Raw genomic sequence first — 16,992 nt, 5'->3', positions numbered from 1 at the left:
GGAACGACGAGGGTCCGGGGCATGGCGCCGCGGAGGCCCGCGAGCGGACACGGGAGGGGTCCTCAGGGCGGGGCAGGGCCCGTCCCGAGTCCACTCGCGGACCGCCGACGCGGCGAGTGGGCGCGCGATGGGGTCTGCGGAACGAGCAGGGGCCGGTTCGCGTCCACTCGCCCGGCCCCTGCTGATCGAGTAGGTCGCGGAGCGGCCGTACCGAGATCTGCGCGACCTGGGCACGGGGGTCTCGACTCGCGGCCTGCGGCCGCTACTCGACCAGCAGGGTCGGCGGCGGCTGCTCGACCAGCAGGAGGGGCGGAGCCCGCTACTCGACCAGCAGGAGGCCCGCTACGCGTCCGAGCGCAGCAGGCGCACCGCGATGTACTGGCGGCCCGGCAGGTCGATGCGGAAGCGGCCCGAGTACGTGCCCGGCAGCCGCTCCACCGCCATGCCCCACGTGTCGATCACGTCGACGGTGTACGAGACGTCGGGCTCGAGCAGGAAGCGGCGGTAGGTCGGCCGGTCGAAGCCGAAGTAGTACAGGTAGTACTCGCCCTCGACGCCTGCGCGGGGGATGTCCCAGTCGAGCGGGATCGGCTCGAGCCCCGCGGACGGCCCCTCCTCGAGGATGCGATCGAGGAACGCGATGCGAGACGGGCTCGTGCCGCGCAGCTCCCCGCCCTTCGCCCACCAGAGCACGTCGTCGGGGTGCACGTACGTCTCGCCGTGGCCCACGTAGCCGCCGCGCAGCGCCCCCTCCCAGAAGCGGCGCACCAGCTCCTCGCCGGTGATGTTGCCCCAGCCCTGGTCGATGTCGCCCTCGTAGGCGCACTCGTCGATCACGACGGGCTTGCCCCAGCGGCGCCACTCCGTCGTCATCTCGGCGGTCTTGTAGACGTCCTGGCGCTGGATGCTCGCGTGCGTGATCCAGGGCCGGGAGTAGTCGTAGAAGTCGCGGCAGTTGTGGATCGACAGCAGGTGCCGCGAGGGGTCGTCGGCCGTGACGATCCGCGCGAGGCGCTCCCAGTCCTCCTCCGTCTTCTCGAACAGGAGGTCGTACTCGTTGGCGAGCGACCACCAGACGTTCGCGTAGGACGCGAGCCGTGCCACGGCGTACCGCACGTAGCGGTCGTCGGCGACGGCGTCCATGGTCGAGAAGCCCCACCGGTCGTAGGCGTGGAAGAGGATCAGGTCGGCCTCGATGCCGACCTCCCCCAGCTGCTCGACGCGCCGCTCGAGGTGCGCCCAGAACTCCGGCGACGGCCGCTGCCAGTCGAAGCCCTGCTCCGGCGAGCCCTCGAACGGGTAGCGCTCGGGCTCGTTCTCGTTGAAGAGGTACGACTTGGGGAACACGCACATGCGGATCTTGGTGAAGGGCGCCTCGGCGAGGGTCGCGAGCGTGCGCTCCTCGAGCTCGTCGCCCTGGTGCGTCCACGCGTAGGCGGTGGTGCCGATCGGCCGGTGGCGGGTGCCGTCGGCGTGCGCGAAGTGGAAGGACCCCGCGACGCGCACCGGTCCGTGCCGGCCGTCCCGAGCAGCGGTCACCGACACCGAGCCGGTGACGCCGTCGAGCGAGCGGGCGCTGCTGGAGGTGGTCCAGGCGTACTCCCCCACGGCCTCGGGCATCCAGCGCAGGCGGTACACCCCGTCGCCGTCGTAGAACCCCGGCACCCGGACCGAGCCGTCGGGGCCGTCGATCATCGCCGACAGCTCCACGTCGACGAACGGGTTGCCGTGCGACGGGCCGCGCAGCTCGAGCTCGAAGCGCTCGAAGACCGGCACCGACGCCGGTGCGAGCACCGCGGCCGACCCGAGCGGGATCTCCGCCCCCTCGTACGACGCGGAGGGCGGGACGAAGAGCTCCTGCTCGCGGAGGGGAGCGGGCTCCTCGGTGGGGATCGCCGCGATCTCGGCGAGGAGGGCCTCGCGAGCGGCCTCGTCGAGCGACTCCTCCGTGTCGACGACGAGGCCGATCGGATAGCTGTGCAGGGTGTGCAGGATCGACGAGCGCACCAGGCCCGGGAGGTGGCGCTCGACGACGGCGTGCCCGCGGGGGTCGTGCAGGACCTCGTACAGGCGCGTGGCCCGCGAGAAGCGCTCGGTGGTGGTGGCGTGCGGCACGGTCAGCCCTTCACGGCGCCGGCGAAGGCACCCTCGACGAAGTAGCGCTGGAACATCAGGTAGACGATCAGCACGGGGAACACGGACATGATGGTGAAGGCGTTCAGCGGCCCGTAGGAGCTGGTGAACTGCGATTGGAAGCCCTGCAGCGCGAGCGGGATCGTCCACGAGTCCTGGCTCTGCAGGAGCGCCAGAGCGATGGAGTACTCGTTCCAGGTCGAGACGAAGTCGAGGATGAACAGCGCGGCCAGGGCGGGACGGGCCAGCGGCAGGATGATCGTCAGGAACAGGCGCCAGTTGCCGGCTCCGTCGATCCGCGCGCTCTCGTCGATCTCCTCCGGGATCTGACGGAAGAAGCCGTACAGGATGAAGGTCTGGTACGGCAGCCCGAACGCGATGTACGGCAGGATGATGCCGACGTTGGTGCTGAGCAGTCCCAGGCCGTTGATGACCTGGAAGAGCGGGGCGATGGCGACCTGGATCGGCACCATGGCGCCGAGGGCGATGATCCCCATCAGCAGGCGCTGACGGCGGAACCTCATGCGGGCCAGAGCGAAGGCGGCGGCCGCGGAGATGAACAGGCCCACGGGGACCTTGATCAGGGCGATGATCAGGCTGTTCCCGCCGGCGGTCAGCAGGTTGCCCCGGTCCAGCGCCTCGACGTAGTTGCCGAAGTCCGGCGACCACGGCGGGACGAACGCCGGGGTGCTGAAGATGTCGGCCTCGCTCTTGAGCGAGGTGAACACCATGAAGATCAGCGGCACGGCCCAGATCAGGACCGCGAAGACGAGGCCGATCCAGAGACCGGCTCGGACGAAGTCGCGGCCGCCGACGGGGCGCCGTTCGCGTTTCGGCGCCGCGACGAGTCCGGGGGCGCTGGTCGGGATGCTCGTGACGCTCATGAGTTCTTCTCCTGACGTGCCGTCCAGACCATGTACGGGACGACGATGACGAGGGTGATCACGAGCAGGACCGTGGCGATCGCGTTGCCCTGCCCGTACTCGTGGTTGTTGAAGGACTGCTGGAACGACCAGAGCGCGAGCACCTGCGTCTGCTGCGCGGGGCCGCCTCCGGTCATGCCGACGATCAGGTCGAAGACCTTGATCGAGTTGATGATCGTGAGGACCACGACGATGACCGTCGTGGGCCGCAGCGCCGGCAGCGTGACGTTGCGGAACACCTGCCACGCGTTGGCGCCGTCGAGCCGGGCGGCCTCGACGTGGTCGGGCGAGACGCTCTGCAGGCCGGCGAGGAAGAGCACCATGTTCGTGCCCGCGATCTGCCAGACGAACGCCGCGAAGATCGAGTAGAGCGCCAGGTTCTTGTCGCCCAGCCACTGCACCTCGGCGAGCCAGGGCAGGTCGAACAGCTGCGCGAGGTTCACCCCGACGCCGTAGTTCGGGTTGTACATCCAGCGCCACATGTTCGCGATGGCGATCGGAGCGAGGACGCCCGGGATGTAGAACAGCGAGCGGAAGGCGTTGCGCCCGAAGAGCGGGCGGTTGAGCGCCAGGGCCATCACGAGGCCCAGGCCCACCGGGATGAGCAGCGACAGCACGACCCAGATGAGGGTGTTCGAGAAGGCGGTCCAGAAGACGGGGTCCTGGGTGAAGATGCGGACGTAGTTCTGGAAGCCCACGAAGACCTGGGGAGCGCCCTGGAAGCCGGTCCATTCGAAGAAGCTGAGCCGCACGGACTCGAGCGAGGGGCCGACCACGAAGACGAGGTAGGCGGCGAGCGCCGGAGCCAGGAACGGCAGGGCGGCGAGGAAGCCGGTGCCGCCGAGGCGGGCGAGCGTCCGGCGCCGCTTCGGGCGGGGTGGCTCGGACCTCGTCGGCCGGGGGCGGGCGGGGGTGGATGTCGTCATGTCGGACCTCTCGGGCGTCTCGGACACGGGATCACGGGGGCGCCTCGCAGCGCGGGTCGGGCGGAGGAGGCGCGCTGCCGCCTCCGCCCGCTGCGTCACTGCTGGTCGAGGAACTTCTGGAACTCGGCGCCGGCGTCGGCCGGGTCGAGCTCGCCCGTCGCGACCAGGTTCTGGATGCGCCAGTACTCGGTGGTCTGCGACTGGGAGAGGTTCTGGTCGTTGTTCATGTAGACGCCGGTGGCCGCCTCCACGATCGGGGTCCACGAGGCGTCGAACTCGCTCTGGTCCTCGGCCTGCACGTCGACGTTGACCGAGCGGCTGCCGAAGGTCGCGATGAACTTCTGCTGCGCCTCGGGCGAGGTGAGGTAGTCGAGGAACTTCGCGGCCTCGTCGGGGTGCTCGGAGTTCGCCGAGATGTAGTTGTTCTCGTTGAAGCCGTAGATGCGCTCGGTGCCGGTCGGGAAGGCGAAGATGCCCACCGAGTCCTCGCTCATGCCGTTGTCGCGGATCTGCTGGTTGAACCAGTCGCCCTCGATCGCCATCGCCGCCTTGCCGCTGAAGAACAGCGAGCTCGACTCGTCGTTGTTGATCGAGATGAAGCCCGGGTTCACGTAGTCGGCGGTCCAGGTCGCGAACTCGGTGAAGGTGTCGGTGACGCAGGACTCCTCCGACCAGTCGGCCTCACCCGTGACGAGCGCCTGGTAGCCGTCGGCTCCGCACTGGGTCTCGAGCAGGCTGTCCAGCAGGCGCATGACGTGCCAGTTGACGGTGCCGCCGAACTCGAAGGGCGTGATCCCGGCCGCCTTGAGCGCCGCCGCGTCCTCGACGAGCTCGTCGTAGCTGGTGGGAGCCGCGTCGATGCCCGCCTCGGCGAAGAGGTCCTTGTTGTAGAAGACGGCCTCGGTGCGCTGGGTGTAGGGCACCCCGTCGTAGCCGCCGTACTGGGTGACGGTCGAGAGGGTGGTCTCGGAGAAGCGGTCGGCCCAGCCGTACTCGTCGTAGTACTCCTCGAGGTCCAGGCTCGCCCCGGCGTCGATGAACTCGCCGCCGAGGCCCGGTCCGGCCCACGAGAAGAAGACGTCGGGAGCGCCGCTGGTGCCCAGCGTCGTGCGGAGGGCGTCCTTGTGCGCGTCGACGGCCCGCTGCTCCACCTTCACGGTGATGTCGGGGTTGGCCGCCTCGAAGTCGGCGACGATCTCGTCGATCGTCGCGTTGGCGGAGTCGGCGGACTCGGTGAGCTTGAACCAGGTGATCTCGGTGGATCCGTCACCGGCGCCGCCGCCGGCGGAGCATCCGGTGAGGCCGGCCAGGAGGAGGGCACCCGTCACGAAGGCGACGGATCGAGGCAGAGCACGCATCTTCGCGTCCTTTCACTGCGCGACACCGCGGCGATGCGACGTCGACGTCTGGTCCGCCCCGAGCACGATTCGCATCGGCCCAGGCGGTGGATGGGAGATACGTTATCGATAACACATTCGGTCGGCAAGCAGTCCAACCGGTTGACCGGTCACGATCGGATAACGGCTCCGGGACTCGTAGAGTGGGCCGCGGACGAAGCGGAGGGGGTGCCGATGCCTGGAGACGCCTCCTCCCGCGCGCGGCCGAGCATGGCCGACGTCGGACGCCGCGCCGAGGTCTCGGCCCAGACCGTCTCGCGCTTCTTCACCGGCGGCTACGTCGCCCCCGCGACCCGCGAGCGGATCGAGTCGGCCATCGCCGCGCTCGGCTACCGCCACAACCGCGTCGCCCGCAACCTGCGGGTGCAGAGCACCGACACCATCGGCTTCCTGGCGATGGGACCCCTCAACTACGGCAACGCCGAGCTGCTCACCGGAGTGAGCCGCGCCGCCCGCGCTACCGGCCTCTCGCTGATCACCGCGCTCCTGGACACGGATCCCGGGGTGCCGAGCTCGCCCGAGGAGGTGCGGCACGCGGTCGACAAGCTGCTCTCGTTCCAGGTCGACGGCATCATCGTCGGCACGCCGTACGAGGGCCTGGACGAGCTGCTCGACTACATCGCCACGTCGGTCCCCGTCGTGACCCGCTCCGAGCACGACAACGCCTCCGTCGACTCGACCTCCGCCGACTCGTTCGGCGCCGGCTACCTGGGGACGCGCCACCTGCTCGAGCTCGGGCACCGCCGGATCCTGCACCTCGCGGGTCCGCGCGACCGCAACGAGGCGGTCGAGCGGGAGCGCGGGTACCGGGCGGCGCTCGAGGAGGCGGGCGTCCCCGCGCTCGAGGTGCTGCGCTGCCGCGAGTGGGACGCGGGATCGGGCGCCGAGCACGCCCGGACCGTGGACCCGGAGTCGTTCACGGCAGTGTCGGCGGCCAACGACCAGATCGCGCTGGGATTCCTGCAGACGATGGCGGAGCGCGGCCGGATCGCGCCCGACGACTACTCGATCGTGGGCGTCGACGACATGCCCGACTCCGAGTACTTCTCGCCGCCGCTCACCACGATGCACCTCGACCACCAGGCGCTCGGCGAGACGGCGCTGCGGATGCTCGCGGAGCGGATCCGCACGGGCGAGCGCCAGCAGCGCACCTCGGTGTCGGCGCGGCTGGTGGTGCGGCGCTCGACGCGGCGGCTCGCGCGCTGACGGGGCGTGCTGCTGATCGAGCGGTGCGCGCAGCTCCCCTCACCTGCTGATCGAGCAGCCCGCGCAGCGGGCGTATCGAGATCCACCCCCGCTGGACACGAGGGTCTCGATACGCGGCGTGCCGCCGCTACTCGACCAGCGGAAGGGGGCGAAGGGGCAGTCGAGTCGACGCGAAACGGGGTCCGCAGAGCACGCGGGGCCCGTCACGAGTCCAGTCGCGGCCTGCAGGTGCGACGACTGGACGCGAAGCGGGGTCCGACGGATGCGCGCGACCCTGCTCGCGACGACTCGCGCCGCGAGCGACGCCCCCCTCTGCTGATCGAGTAGTCCGCGGAGCGGACGTATCGAGATCCACCCCCGCCGGGCACGGGGGTCTCGATCCGCGGCCTGCGGCCGCTACTCGACCAGCGGAGGGGGGGTCACGGCGGTGGCAGCATGGGGGAATGGGCGCACCCGGGAACGCGATCGACGACGACGAGGTGCTGCGGCGGCTGCCGAAGACGGAGCTGCACTGCCACTTCGCCTCCACCATGAGCGCGGCGCACCTGATCGCGTCGGCCGACCGGTACGGGGTCGAGCTGCCGTCCACCGATCCGGCGACGCTGTTCGACTTCGCGGACCTGCAGGAGTTCCTCGTCGCCTTCCGCGCCGCGCACCGGGTGCTGCGGACTCCGGCCGACCTCGCCACCGTCGCCTACGACGGAGTCCGCGCGGCGGCGGCGCAGGGTCTCCGCTACCGCGAGTACGCGATCAATCCGCAGTACTTCGCCGACGCGCACTACCTGGGCCGGGACGGCCTCGGCTACGCCGACGTGCTCGATCCGATCCTCGACGGGCTGAGGGCCGCCGAGGTCGACCTCGGAGTGGGCTTCCGGATGGTCGTGGCCGTCAACCGGAGGGAGTCGGCGAGCAGCGCCGTCGAGCTCGTCGAGACGGTGGGCCGCCACCCGCGCGAGGAGGTCGTCGCCCTCGGCATGGACGATCTGACGCCCGAAGGCACGGAGGATCCCGGCCGGTTCCGCGAGGCGTTCGCGCTCGCGCGCCGCTCGGGTCTCGCCCTCACCGCCCACGTCGGCGAGACGGACCGGTCCGAGCCCGACTCCGTCCGGATCGCGCTGGACGTGCTGCAGGTCGACCGCATCGACCACGGCTACCGGATCCTCGACGACCCGGCGCTGGTCGAACGGGCGCGAGATTCCGGCATCGGATTCACCACGACCCCGATCTCGACGACGATCTGCTCGGGCTGGACGCTCGATCCGGAGCACCGGATCGCGGCGATGGTGCGCGCCGGACTCCGGGTCACGGTGTCGACGGACGACGCGGTGTTCTTCCGCACCGACATTGTCCGCGAGTACCGCGAGGCCCTCCCAGCGCTGGGCCTCGGGATCGAGGACGCCTGCACGATCGCACGGAACGGAGTGGAGGCGGCGTTCCTCCCTCCGGAGCAGAAGGCGCGGCTGCGGGAAGAGTTCGATGCGGCGATCGCGGGGCTGCTGGGCGAGCGCGAAGGCGACTCGAAGCGCCCCGACCCGCAGAAGTAAGGCTCAGCGCAGCCGATCCGTCGCATCAGCGCGGATCGAGCCCCTCAGCCTTGGTTCTGCTGACGATCCAGCGGCAGGCGTGCCAGCAGGTCCGCGTGCCCGCGCACCCGCACGGCGTCGACGCCCGCGTCGTCGTCGAGCGAGATCAGCAGGATCTCGAGCCCGCGCCAGAAGGCCACGATCTCGCGGGCGAGCACGGGCACGTCCTCGGGCGTCACGCCCGACTCGGCGAGCGCCCGGCGCAGCTCCGGCTGCAGGAATTCGTCGAAGCGGCCGCGCATCGCCCGCCACTCCTCGGCCTGCTCGAACGCGGCGAGCCCGAAGACCTGGAAGAACAGGCGCAGGTACGGGCGGTTGCCGGCCGACGCGAGCGCCTCCCACGCGCGGTCGAGCCGCTCGGCGAGCGGGCGCCCGGGCACGAGCAGCTCGTCGGCCGCGCGCCGCATGTCGGGGAAGCGCCGCGCGGCGGCGACGAGCGCCTCGGACAGCAGCTCGGCGCGGGAGCCGAAGTAGTACAGCAGCATGCGGTTGTTGGAGTCGGCCGCGCGGGCCAGGGCGCGCAGCGAGACGTTCGCCACGCCGTGCTCCAGGATGTGGTCGACGATGCTCTCGAGCAGCAGCGCGCGCCTCGTCGAAGCGGTCGTCATCGCGTCGCTCCCCTCGGCCGGACCCGCGTCAGCGTATCGGCAAGGGGGACGCGGGCGTCGAGCCGTGGTGTATCCATGTGCAGGAGCACGACGCAGCACCGGAGGGGGACGCGATGGCACCGCCTCGCAGGAAGGCCACGCTCGTGGCCGTCGCCGAGCGCGCCGGAGTGTCGCTGAAGACCGCGTCGAACGTCGTCAACGGCACCGGCCGCATGGCCGACGAGACCCGCCAGCGCGTGCGGGCAGCGGTGGACGAGCTGGGCTACACCGTCAACGTCGCCGCGAGGAACCTCACGCGCGGGCGCACCGACTCCGTCACCCTCGCGGTCCCCACGCTCAGGGCCGCCTACCTGGCCGAACTGGCCGAGGTCGTCGTCGACACCGCGCGCCGGAGGGATCTCGTCGTCTACGTGACGACGTATCCGGACGAGGGCCGCACCGGCTCGCGCAGGCTGCTGCAGCAGTTCAACTCGCAGCTCACCGACGGCCTGCTGCTCTCGCTGTCGGAGCACGAGACGCTCGATCGCGAGGCGCTGGACGTGCCGTACCCGCTCGTCTGCCTCGGCTCGCGGAACACCTACGGTCTGACCGATCGGGTGACCACGGACGACGTCGACGACGCCCGCACCGCCACCGCGCACCTGCTCGAGCGGGGCAGCACGTCGATCGCGGTGGTGGGCGCGCACGTGCCGTTCGACGCCGCGAGCATCGGAGCCGCCCGCGAGGGCAACGCGGAGCTGCGGCTGCGCGGCGTGCTCGAGGAGGTGCGGGCGTCGGGACGCGTGCTGGATCCGCGGCTGGTCGGCGTCTCGGGCTACGACTGGACGATCGGCTCGGGGTTCCGCGTGACGCGCGACCTCGTCGAGTCGGGGATCCCGTTCGACGGCCTGGTGTGCCTGAACGACGGCCTCGCCATCGGAGCGGTCTCGGCCCTGCGCGAGGGCGGGCTGCGGATCCCCGAGGACGTCCAGGTCATCGGCTTCGACGACGTCGAGGAGTCGGCGTACCTGAATCCGCCCCTCACGACGATGGACTCGCGGATCGCGTGGATCGCCGAGACGGCGCTGGACCGGCTGATCGCCCGCATCGACCGCGAGGCGGGGCCGACGACGACCGACTACGGCCACTCGCGGGTCATCGAGCGCGCCACGACGAGGCCCGGCGGAAAACGCTTCTTGCGGTCGGAGCATCCCGCGGTCTAGATTCGCCCCCGTGGTACAGCGCTGTACCACGCAGGACCTGCGATGACGGAGGACTCCCTTGACCCGCTCGATCGACCGATCGACCACCCGCCCGGCGACGAGCCCGGCGCTCCGATGGCGGAACGGCGTCCTCGCCGCCGCTCGGGCCTCCCAGCCCGACCACCCGGTGATCTCCGCTCCCGCTGCGATGATCCTCGCCGTCGCCGGTGCTTCCGCCGCGGACTCCCCCGCCGCTGCGCTCCCCCTCTCTGCGGCCGCCGGCGCCTCACGCGCCCTTCCGCAGCCGCTGCGCTGACCTCCTCACCGCTCGCGCTCGGACCCCCGAGCGCGCTCCCTGCCGTCCCCGGACGGGGCGGATCCCACCCCGATCCGCCCGTTCCGACGGCCTCCACGACCCGCCAGACACCCTGCACCCACCACCAGCACCTGCATCACAGACAAGGAACAGACACCGTGCGAACTCTCTCCAAGAAGGTCACGACCGCCGTCGCCGTCGCCCTCCCGCTCGCCCTCGCCCTGACGGCCTGCTCCGGCGGAGGCTCGTCCTCCGGCGGCGACGGCGGAGGGGACGGGGACAACACCCTGACCGTCTGGGCCTGGGACCCGGCGTTCAACATCGCCGCGCTCGAGGAGGCCGAGAAGATCTACCAGAAGGACAACCCCGACTTCTCGCTCGACATCATCGAGACGCCGTGGGAGGACCTGCAGCCCAAGCTCACGACCCTCGCCCAGTCGCGGCAGTACGAGGAGCTGCCCGACATCTTCCTCATGCAGAACAACGCGTTCCAGAAGAACGCGCTCAACTACCCCGAGATCTTCAGCGAGATCTCGACCGACGCCGTCGACTTCTCGGAGTTCCCCGAGGCCGTCACCGCGTACTCCACCGTCGACGGCGTGAACTACGGCGTCCCGTTCGACTCCGGCACCGCGGTCACCGCGCTGCGCACCGACGTCCTCGAGGCGGCCGGGTACACCGTCGCCGACTTCACCGACATCACCTGGGACGAGTTCCTGACCAAGGGCAAGGATGTCCTCGCGAAGACCGGCTCGCCGCTGCTGTCGGGCCAGGCGGGCTCCGCCGACATGATCATGATGATGCTGCAGAGCGCGGGAGCGAGCCTCTTCGACGACGAGGGCATGCCCACGATCAGCGACAACGACGCGCTGCTCAGCGCAATCGACACCTACAAGCAGCTCGTCGAGTCGGGCGTCTTCGTCGAGGTCAACTCGTGGGACGAGTACCTCGGCACCTTCGTGAACGGCTCGGTCGGCGGCACGATCAACGGCATCTGGATCGTCGGATCCATCCAGGCGGCCGAGGACCAGGCCGGCAAGTGGCAGGTCACCAACGTCCCGTCGCTCGACAGCGTCGACGGTGCGACCAACTACACCGCCAACGGCGGATCGTCGTGGACGATCAGCTCGAACGCCGACGTCGACCTCGCGACCGACTTCCTCGCGTCGACCTTCGCCGGCTCGACCGAGCTGTACGACACGATCCTCCCGGCCACCGGCGCCGTCGCCAACTGGCTCCCCGCCGCGTCCTCGGCCGCGTACGAGCAGCCCAGCGAGTACTTCGGCGGACAGCCGATCTTCTCGGAGGTCGCGCAGTTCGGCGCCGAGGTGCCCAGCAACAACACCGGTGCGTACTACTACGAGGGCCGCGACTCCGTCAGCGCGGCGATCACGCAGATCATCGGAGGCGCCGACCCGGCCAAGGCGCTCGAGGAGGCGCAGGCGAACGTCGAGTTCGCGATGAGCTGACCGCAAGGGCCTGCTGAACACGATCCCGCGTGCTCCGCTCGTCCTGATCGCACGATCTGCGGCGTCGCGAATCTCGTCCAATGCCCCGCATTGGCCTTCGATCCGCTCCTTGCAGCTCGCACGATCAGGCCGTGCTCGCGACGGCGGTCTCGTGTCCAGCAGGCCCTCGGCCGGGCCGGGGCGCGAGCCCCGGCCCGGCCCCCTCTCCCCCTCCTCCTGCAGATTGCGAGCACCCCGTGACGACCTCCGCGCCACCGCGCACCCGACCCCGCACTCCTCCGCAGAGGCAGCGCGACTCCCGCCGACCCGTGAGGATGACCGGCGAGCGCCGCCGCAGCCTCACCGGCTGGGCGTTCCTCCTGCCGGCCTCGCTGCTGATCCTGCTGGTCAGCTTCCTGCCGATGGCGCAGGCGTTCCTGCTCTCGCTGCAGACCGGACGCGGCGCGAACCTCTCGTTCGCGCAGCCCTTCTGGCTCAACTACGAGCGGCTGCTGCAGGACGAGATCTTCCGCCTGACGCTGCAGAACACCTTCATCTACCTGCTCATCCAGGTGCCGGTGATGCTGATCATGGCGCTGGTGCTCGCCAACCTGCTCAACGACCGCACGCTGAAGTACAAGACCTTCTGGCGCACCGCGATCTTCCTGCCCTGCGCCGTCTCACTCGTCGCGTACTCGCTGGTGTTCCGCACGATCTTCGCGAACGACGGCTTCGTCAACGACGTGCTGCTGGGAATCGGCCTGATCGACGGCCCGATCAACTGGCTCGGCAACCCCGAGACCGCGCGCTTCGTCATCATCCTCGGACTGCTCTGGCGCTGGACCGGCTACAACATGGTCTTCTACCTGGCGGCCCTGCAGAACGTCGACTACTCGAGCATCGAGGCGGCGAAGATGGACGGCGCGAGCTCGCTGCAGACCTTCTTCCACGTCACGATCCCGCAGCTGAAGCCGATCATCCTGCTCACCGCGATCATGTCGACGAACGGCACCCTGCAGCTCTTCGACGAGTCGTGGGCGCTGACCCGGGGCGGACCGGCGTACACGACCATGTCGATGTCGCACTACCTCTACGAGGTCTCGTTCCTCAAGAACCCGAACTTCGGCTACGCGTCGGCACTGTCCTACGTGATCCTCATCCTCGTCGCGGTCCTCGCGTTCGCCCAGCTGAAAGTCGGTGACAAGCGTGACTGACCCCGCCCGCACCCTCCCCGTGACGGACCCCGTCCTCTCGCTCCCCGAGACGGAGTCCTCTGGGCCCACGACCCCGCCCAAGCGCTCGGTCCCGGTGGCCTCGCGCCTGCGCGCGGTGCCGAAGTACGCGTTCCTGACGGTCTTCGCGATCTTCTCGATCTTCCCGCTGTACTTCATGGCCGTCTCGGCGACCAACACCAGCCAGGACGTGCTCGACTCGCGGATGCTGCCCGGCACGCAGCTGTTCGAGAACTTCGCCAAGCTCTCGGGGCTGCAGGACGTCGGCGGAGCGATGTGGAACTCCGCCACCGTCGCCATCGGCACCACGATCCTCGCCCTGATCGTCTGCTCGATCGCCGGCTACGGCTTCGAGGTCTTCCACTCGCGGGGCAAGGACCTCGTGATGGCGATCCTCCTGATCGCGATCATGATCCCGTTCGCGGCGACCATGATCCCGCTCTTCCAGGTCTTCGCCGAGGTCGGGATGGTCAACTCGCTCGCCGCGGTCATCATCCCGGCGATCTCGACCCCGTTCCTGATCCTGCTGTTCCGCCAGGCGTCGCGCTCGTTCCCCTACGAGATCATCGAGGCCGCCCGGATCGACGGAGTGAGCGAGCTGGGCATCTTCGCCCGCATCTACCTGCCGTCGATGAAGTCGACCTACGCGGCCGCCGCCGTCATCACCTTCATGACCGCCTGGAACAACTTCCTCTGGCCCAAGGTGATCCTGGTCAACAACGACTTCCAGACCATGCCGATGCTGATCTCGAACCTCGCCGCCGGGTACGTGACCGACTACGGAGTGCTGATGCTGGCCGTGCTGCTGGCCTCGGTGCCGACGATGGTCGTCTTCATGATCCTGCAGCGCTCGTTCGCCGAGGGCATCACGGGGGCGATCAAGTGAGCCTCGCGCACGAGGCTCGGCCCGCCGCCCCGGCCGCCCCGGGCTTCGACCCCTCGCGGCTGTCCGACCCGGGCTACTTCGCCGAGAACCGGCGCCCGCCCCACTCCGATCACCGCTGGTTCCGGTCGGTGGACGAGGCCGCGACGGGCGTCAGCTCGTTCGAGCAGTCGCTGAACGGGCTCTGGCGGATCCACTACTCGCCCGACCTCGCGGGCACGGTCCCCGGGTTCGAGCAGCCGGACTTCGACGCTGCCGGCTGGGACACCATCCCGGTCCCCGCGCACATCCAGCTGCACGGCTACGACCGCCCGCAGTACGTGAACACGCAGTACCCGTGGGACGGGCACGAGGACCTCGCGCCCGGGCAGGCTCCGCAGCGCTTCAATCCAGTCGCGTCGTACCGGACGGTGTTCACCCTCGACGCGCCGCCGGCGCCGGGCGAGCGGATCGCGCTGGACGTGCGCGGCGCCGAGAGCGCCATCGCGCTCTGGCTGAACGGCCGCTGGCTCGGCTTCTCGGCCGACAGCTTCTCGCCGGCCGAGTTCGACCTCACCGAGCTGCTGGTCGCGGGCGAGAACGTGCTCGCCGCACAGGTGGTCAAGTGGAGCGCCGGATCGTGGCTCGAGGACCAGGACTTCTTCCGCTTCTCGGGGATCTTCCGCGACGTTGTGCTGCTGCGCCGGCCGCGGACGCACCTCGAGGACCTGCGCGTGAGCACTCTCGTCGAGGACGGGTCGGCCGAGATCGTCGTCGAGCCGAGCCTCGACGGCGAGGGCACGGCGGTCGTCGAGCTCGAGGGAGTCGGAGTGCTGCGGCAGGACGAGGACGGGCGCCACCGCATCCGGCTGGCCGACCCGCGGCTGTGGAGCCCCGAGGACCCGCACCTGCACCGCCTCGTCGTGCGCGTGCACGATGCGGAGGGCGCCGAGACGGAGGTGGTGCCGCAGTCGGTGGGCCTCCGCCGCTTCGCGATCGAGGACGGAGTGCTGAAGCTCAACGGCCGCCGCGTCGTGTTCTTCGGAGTGAACCGGCACGAGTTCGGCGCGAACGGGCGCGTCGTCACGCGCGAGCAGACCGAGGAGGATCTGCGGATCCTCAAGCGCGCGGGCGTGAACGCGATCCGCACCAGCCACTACCCCAACAACTCCTTCTTCTACGAGCTCGCCGACGAGTACGGGTTCCTGGTGGTCGACGAGATGAACCTCGAGACGCACGGGGTGTGGGACCGGGTCCGCTACCTCGATGCTCCGCTCGAGGACGCGGTGCCGGGCGACGACGGCCGCTGGGCCGCCGCGCTGCGCGACCGCGCGACGAGCCTCGTCGAGCGCGACAAGAACCACCCGAGCGTGGTGATGTGGTCGCTGGGCAACGAGTCGTTCGGCGGCAGTGTGCTGCGCGACCTGGCGGACTGGTTCCGCGAGGTCGACGACCGCCCCGTGCACTACGAGGGCGTGCACTGGGACTCCCGCTACCCCGACACGACCGACGTCGTCAGCCAGATGTACACGCCGGCCGCCGAGGTCGAGGAGTACCTGCGCGAGCACCGCGACAAGCCGTTCGTGCTGTGCGAGTACGCGCACGCCATGGGCAACTCCTTCGGCGCGGTCGACCGCTACCTCGACCTGGCCGACCGCGAGCCGCTGTTCCAGGGCGGTTTCATCTGGGACTTCGCGGACCAGGCGATCGCGATGGTCGACCGGCACGGCGTGCCCTTCTTCGGCTACGGGGGCGACCACGGCGAGGCGCCGCACGACGGCGACTTCAGCGGCAACGGCATCCTGTTCGCCGACCGCGCGCCGACGCCGAAGCTGCAGGAGGTCGCGTTCCTCTACCAGCCGTTCCGGATCGAGATGACCCAGGAGGGGATCGCGATCGAGAACCGACTGCTGTCGACTCCGTCGTCGGACTTCGACGCGGTCGTCGTGCTGCGGCGCGAGGGCCGCGTGCTGGCCGAGCAGACGCTCGAGACCGCGGTGCAGCCGGGTGAGCGCGGGGTCCTCGCGAGCCCGGTGCCGGTGCCCGAGCTGCCGGGCGAGTACACGCTCGACGTCGAGCTGCGGCTGGCGTCGTCGACGCGCTGGGCCCCGGCCGGGCACGTCGTGGCCCGCGGCCAGCGCGTGCTCGAGGTGAAGGGTCGACCGCACCCCGAGCGGCACCCGCGGCCCGAGGTCGTCGAGGGCACGCACAACGTGGGCGTGCGCGGCGAGGGCTTCAGCGTCCTCTTCTCGCACCTGCACGGCGGACTGCAGTCGTACCGCTGGGGCGGCGGGCCGGAGGGCGGGCGCGAGCTGCTCGACTCGATGCCGATGCCGTCGTTCTGGCACGCGCCCACGTCGAACGAGCGCGGCTGGGGTGGTCCGTTCGAGGACGGCCAGTGGCTGCTCGCGAGCCGGTACGCCCGTGCGGCGGGCGGGGCGCTGCGGACCGCGCGCGTCTCCTCCGACGACTCGGCCGTCACCGTGGGCTTCACCTACGAGCTGCCGACGACGCCGCGCACCACCTGCGACGTCGACTACCGGGTGACCGGCGACGGGCGGATCGAGGTGACCGTCGCGATGGACGTGCCGGACGGCCTGCCGGATCTGCCCGAGTTCGGGATGCAGTGGACGACGGGCGCCGACGCGCACCGCCTCCGCTGGTACGGCGACGGACCCGACGAGTGCTACTCCGACCGCCGCCTCGGCGCGCGACTGGACGTCTGGGAGAGCGACGTGGCGCGGGAGCTGACCCCTTACCTCAAACCCCAGGAGTCGGGCAGCCGCACCGGGGTGCGCTGGGCCGAGGTGACCGGCGACGACGGCTGGGGGTTGCGTCTCGACTGCGACGGCGGGATGGAGTTCTCGGCGCTGCACTGGACCCCGTTCGAGGTCGAGAACGCGCGGCACCCGAACGAGCTGCCGCCCGTGCAGCGCACGGTGCTGCGGCCGGCGCTGGTGCGGCGCGGAGTGGCGGGCGACGACTCCTGGGGTGCGCGGACGCATCCGGAGTACCTGGTGCGGCCGCGCGACGGCCGTCTGGAGTTCCGCTTCGGAGTGTCGGGGGTGTCGGGAGGCTGACGCGCGGCCCTCGCTCCGCTACGGTGAACCGACTGGTTCAGATCGCCGCTCGTCCCTCAGGGACGGGCGGCGATCGCCGTACTCGACGAAGGGATGC

At 70.3% G+C, this 16,992-nt stretch carries 13 protein-coding genes; 8 read left to right on the top strand and 5 right to left on the bottom strand.

Translation table 11 applies throughout. The features are described 5' to 3' along the window. Positions 1-342 precede the first annotated feature (342 nt). From AC0CID_RS15775 to AC0CID_RS15760, 4 genes are all read right to left on the bottom strand, one after another. Complete coding sequence (locus AC0CID_RS15775) at positions 343-2,115, bottom strand: DUF5605 domain-containing protein (RefSeq protein WP_465227557.1); 1,773 nt, start codon at positions 2,113-2,115, stop codon at positions 343-345. 2 nt (positions 2,116-2,117) lie between these two features. Beyond that, positions 2,118-3,017: a carbohydrate ABC transporter permease gene (locus tag AC0CID_RS15770; protein ID WP_207407953.1), complete on the bottom strand. Its 900-nt coding sequence runs from the start codon at positions 3,015-3,017 to the stop codon at positions 2,118-2,120. Continuing rightward, complete coding sequence (locus tag AC0CID_RS15765; RefSeq protein WP_465227556.1) at positions 3,014-3,982, bottom strand: carbohydrate ABC transporter permease; 969 nt, start codon at positions 3,980-3,982, stop codon at positions 3,014-3,016. The genes AC0CID_RS15770 and AC0CID_RS15765 overlap by 4 nt, the downstream gene beginning before the upstream one ends. Before the next feature lie 95 nt (positions 3,983-4,077). Continuing rightward, positions 4,078-5,340, bottom strand: a complete 1,263-nt coding sequence (locus AC0CID_RS15760) for an ABC transporter substrate-binding protein (RefSeq protein ID WP_465227555.1) — start codon at positions 5,338-5,340, stop codon at positions 4,078-4,080. A 213-nt stretch (positions 5,341-5,553) separates the two neighbouring features. On the opposite strand from AC0CID_RS15760, the gene AC0CID_RS15755 reads away from it, so the two are divergent. Continuing rightward, complete coding sequence (locus tag AC0CID_RS15755) at positions 5,554-6,585, top strand: LacI family DNA-binding transcriptional regulator (protein ID WP_465227554.1); 1,032 nt, start codon at positions 5,554-5,556, stop codon at positions 6,583-6,585. A 443-nt stretch (positions 6,586-7,028) separates the two neighbouring features. After that, positions 7,029-8,129 (top strand): adenosine deaminase, encoded by a 1,101-nt coding sequence (gene add, locus AC0CID_RS15750; RefSeq protein WP_465227553.1) that lies wholly within the window; start codon positions 7,029-7,031, stop codon positions 8,127-8,129. A gap of 44 nt (positions 8,130-8,173) precedes the next feature. On the opposite strand, the gene AC0CID_RS15745 is transcribed toward add, so the two are convergent. Beyond that, positions 8,174-8,776 carry a TetR family transcriptional regulator gene (locus AC0CID_RS15745; protein ID WP_465227552.1) on the bottom strand — a complete coding sequence of 201 codons (603 nt, stop codon included), beginning with the start codon at positions 8,774-8,776 and terminating at the stop codon, positions 8,174-8,176. A 113-nt stretch (positions 8,777-8,889) separates the two neighbouring features. On the opposite strand from AC0CID_RS15745, the gene AC0CID_RS15740 reads away from it, so the two are divergent. The 6 genes from AC0CID_RS15740 to lacZ all read left to right on the top strand — a co-directional run bounded on the left by AC0CID_RS15740 (position 8,890) and on the right by lacZ (position 16,895). Next, entirely contained in the window at positions 8,890-9,978 is a 1,089-nt protein-coding gene (locus tag AC0CID_RS15740; protein WP_465227551.1) for a LacI family DNA-binding transcriptional regulator, read from the top strand. A 58-nt stretch (positions 9,979-10,036) separates the two neighbouring features. After that, positions 10,037-10,273 carry a hypothetical protein gene (locus AC0CID_RS15735; protein ID WP_465227550.1) on the top strand — a complete coding sequence of 79 codons (237 nt, stop codon included), beginning with the start codon at positions 10,037-10,039 and terminating at the stop codon, positions 10,271-10,273. A gap of 158 nt (positions 10,274-10,431) precedes the next feature. Then, positions 10,432-11,742 (top strand): extracellular solute-binding protein, encoded by a 1,311-nt coding sequence (locus tag AC0CID_RS15730; RefSeq protein ID WP_465227549.1) that lies wholly within the window; start codon positions 10,432-10,434, stop codon positions 11,740-11,742. 314 nt (positions 11,743-12,056) lie between these two features. Then, the gene (locus tag AC0CID_RS15725; protein WP_465227548.1) at positions 12,057-12,935 is read left to right on the top strand and encodes a carbohydrate ABC transporter permease; all 879 of its coding nucleotides are present in this window, start codon (positions 12,057-12,059) and stop codon (positions 12,933-12,935) included. Then, positions 12,928-13,839, top strand: coding sequence for a carbohydrate ABC transporter permease (locus AC0CID_RS15720; RefSeq protein WP_465227547.1), 912 nt, complete (start codon positions 12,928-12,930; stop codon positions 13,837-13,839). Before AC0CID_RS15725 ends, AC0CID_RS15720 begins: the two co-directional genes overlap by 8 nt. Then, positions 13,836-16,895: a beta-galactosidase, LacZ type gene (lacZ, locus tag AC0CID_RS15715; protein ID WP_465227546.1), complete on the top strand. Its 3,060-nt coding sequence runs from the start codon at positions 13,836-13,838 to the stop codon at positions 16,893-16,895. Before AC0CID_RS15720 ends, lacZ begins: the two co-directional genes overlap by 4 nt. Positions 16,896-16,992 lie beyond the last annotated feature (97 nt).

The organism is Rathayibacter sp. AC451 (assembly GCF_979253095.1).
The sequence above is the reverse complement of the archived record's forward strand: the minus strand, read 5'-3'. Positions and strand labels throughout refer to the sequence as shown.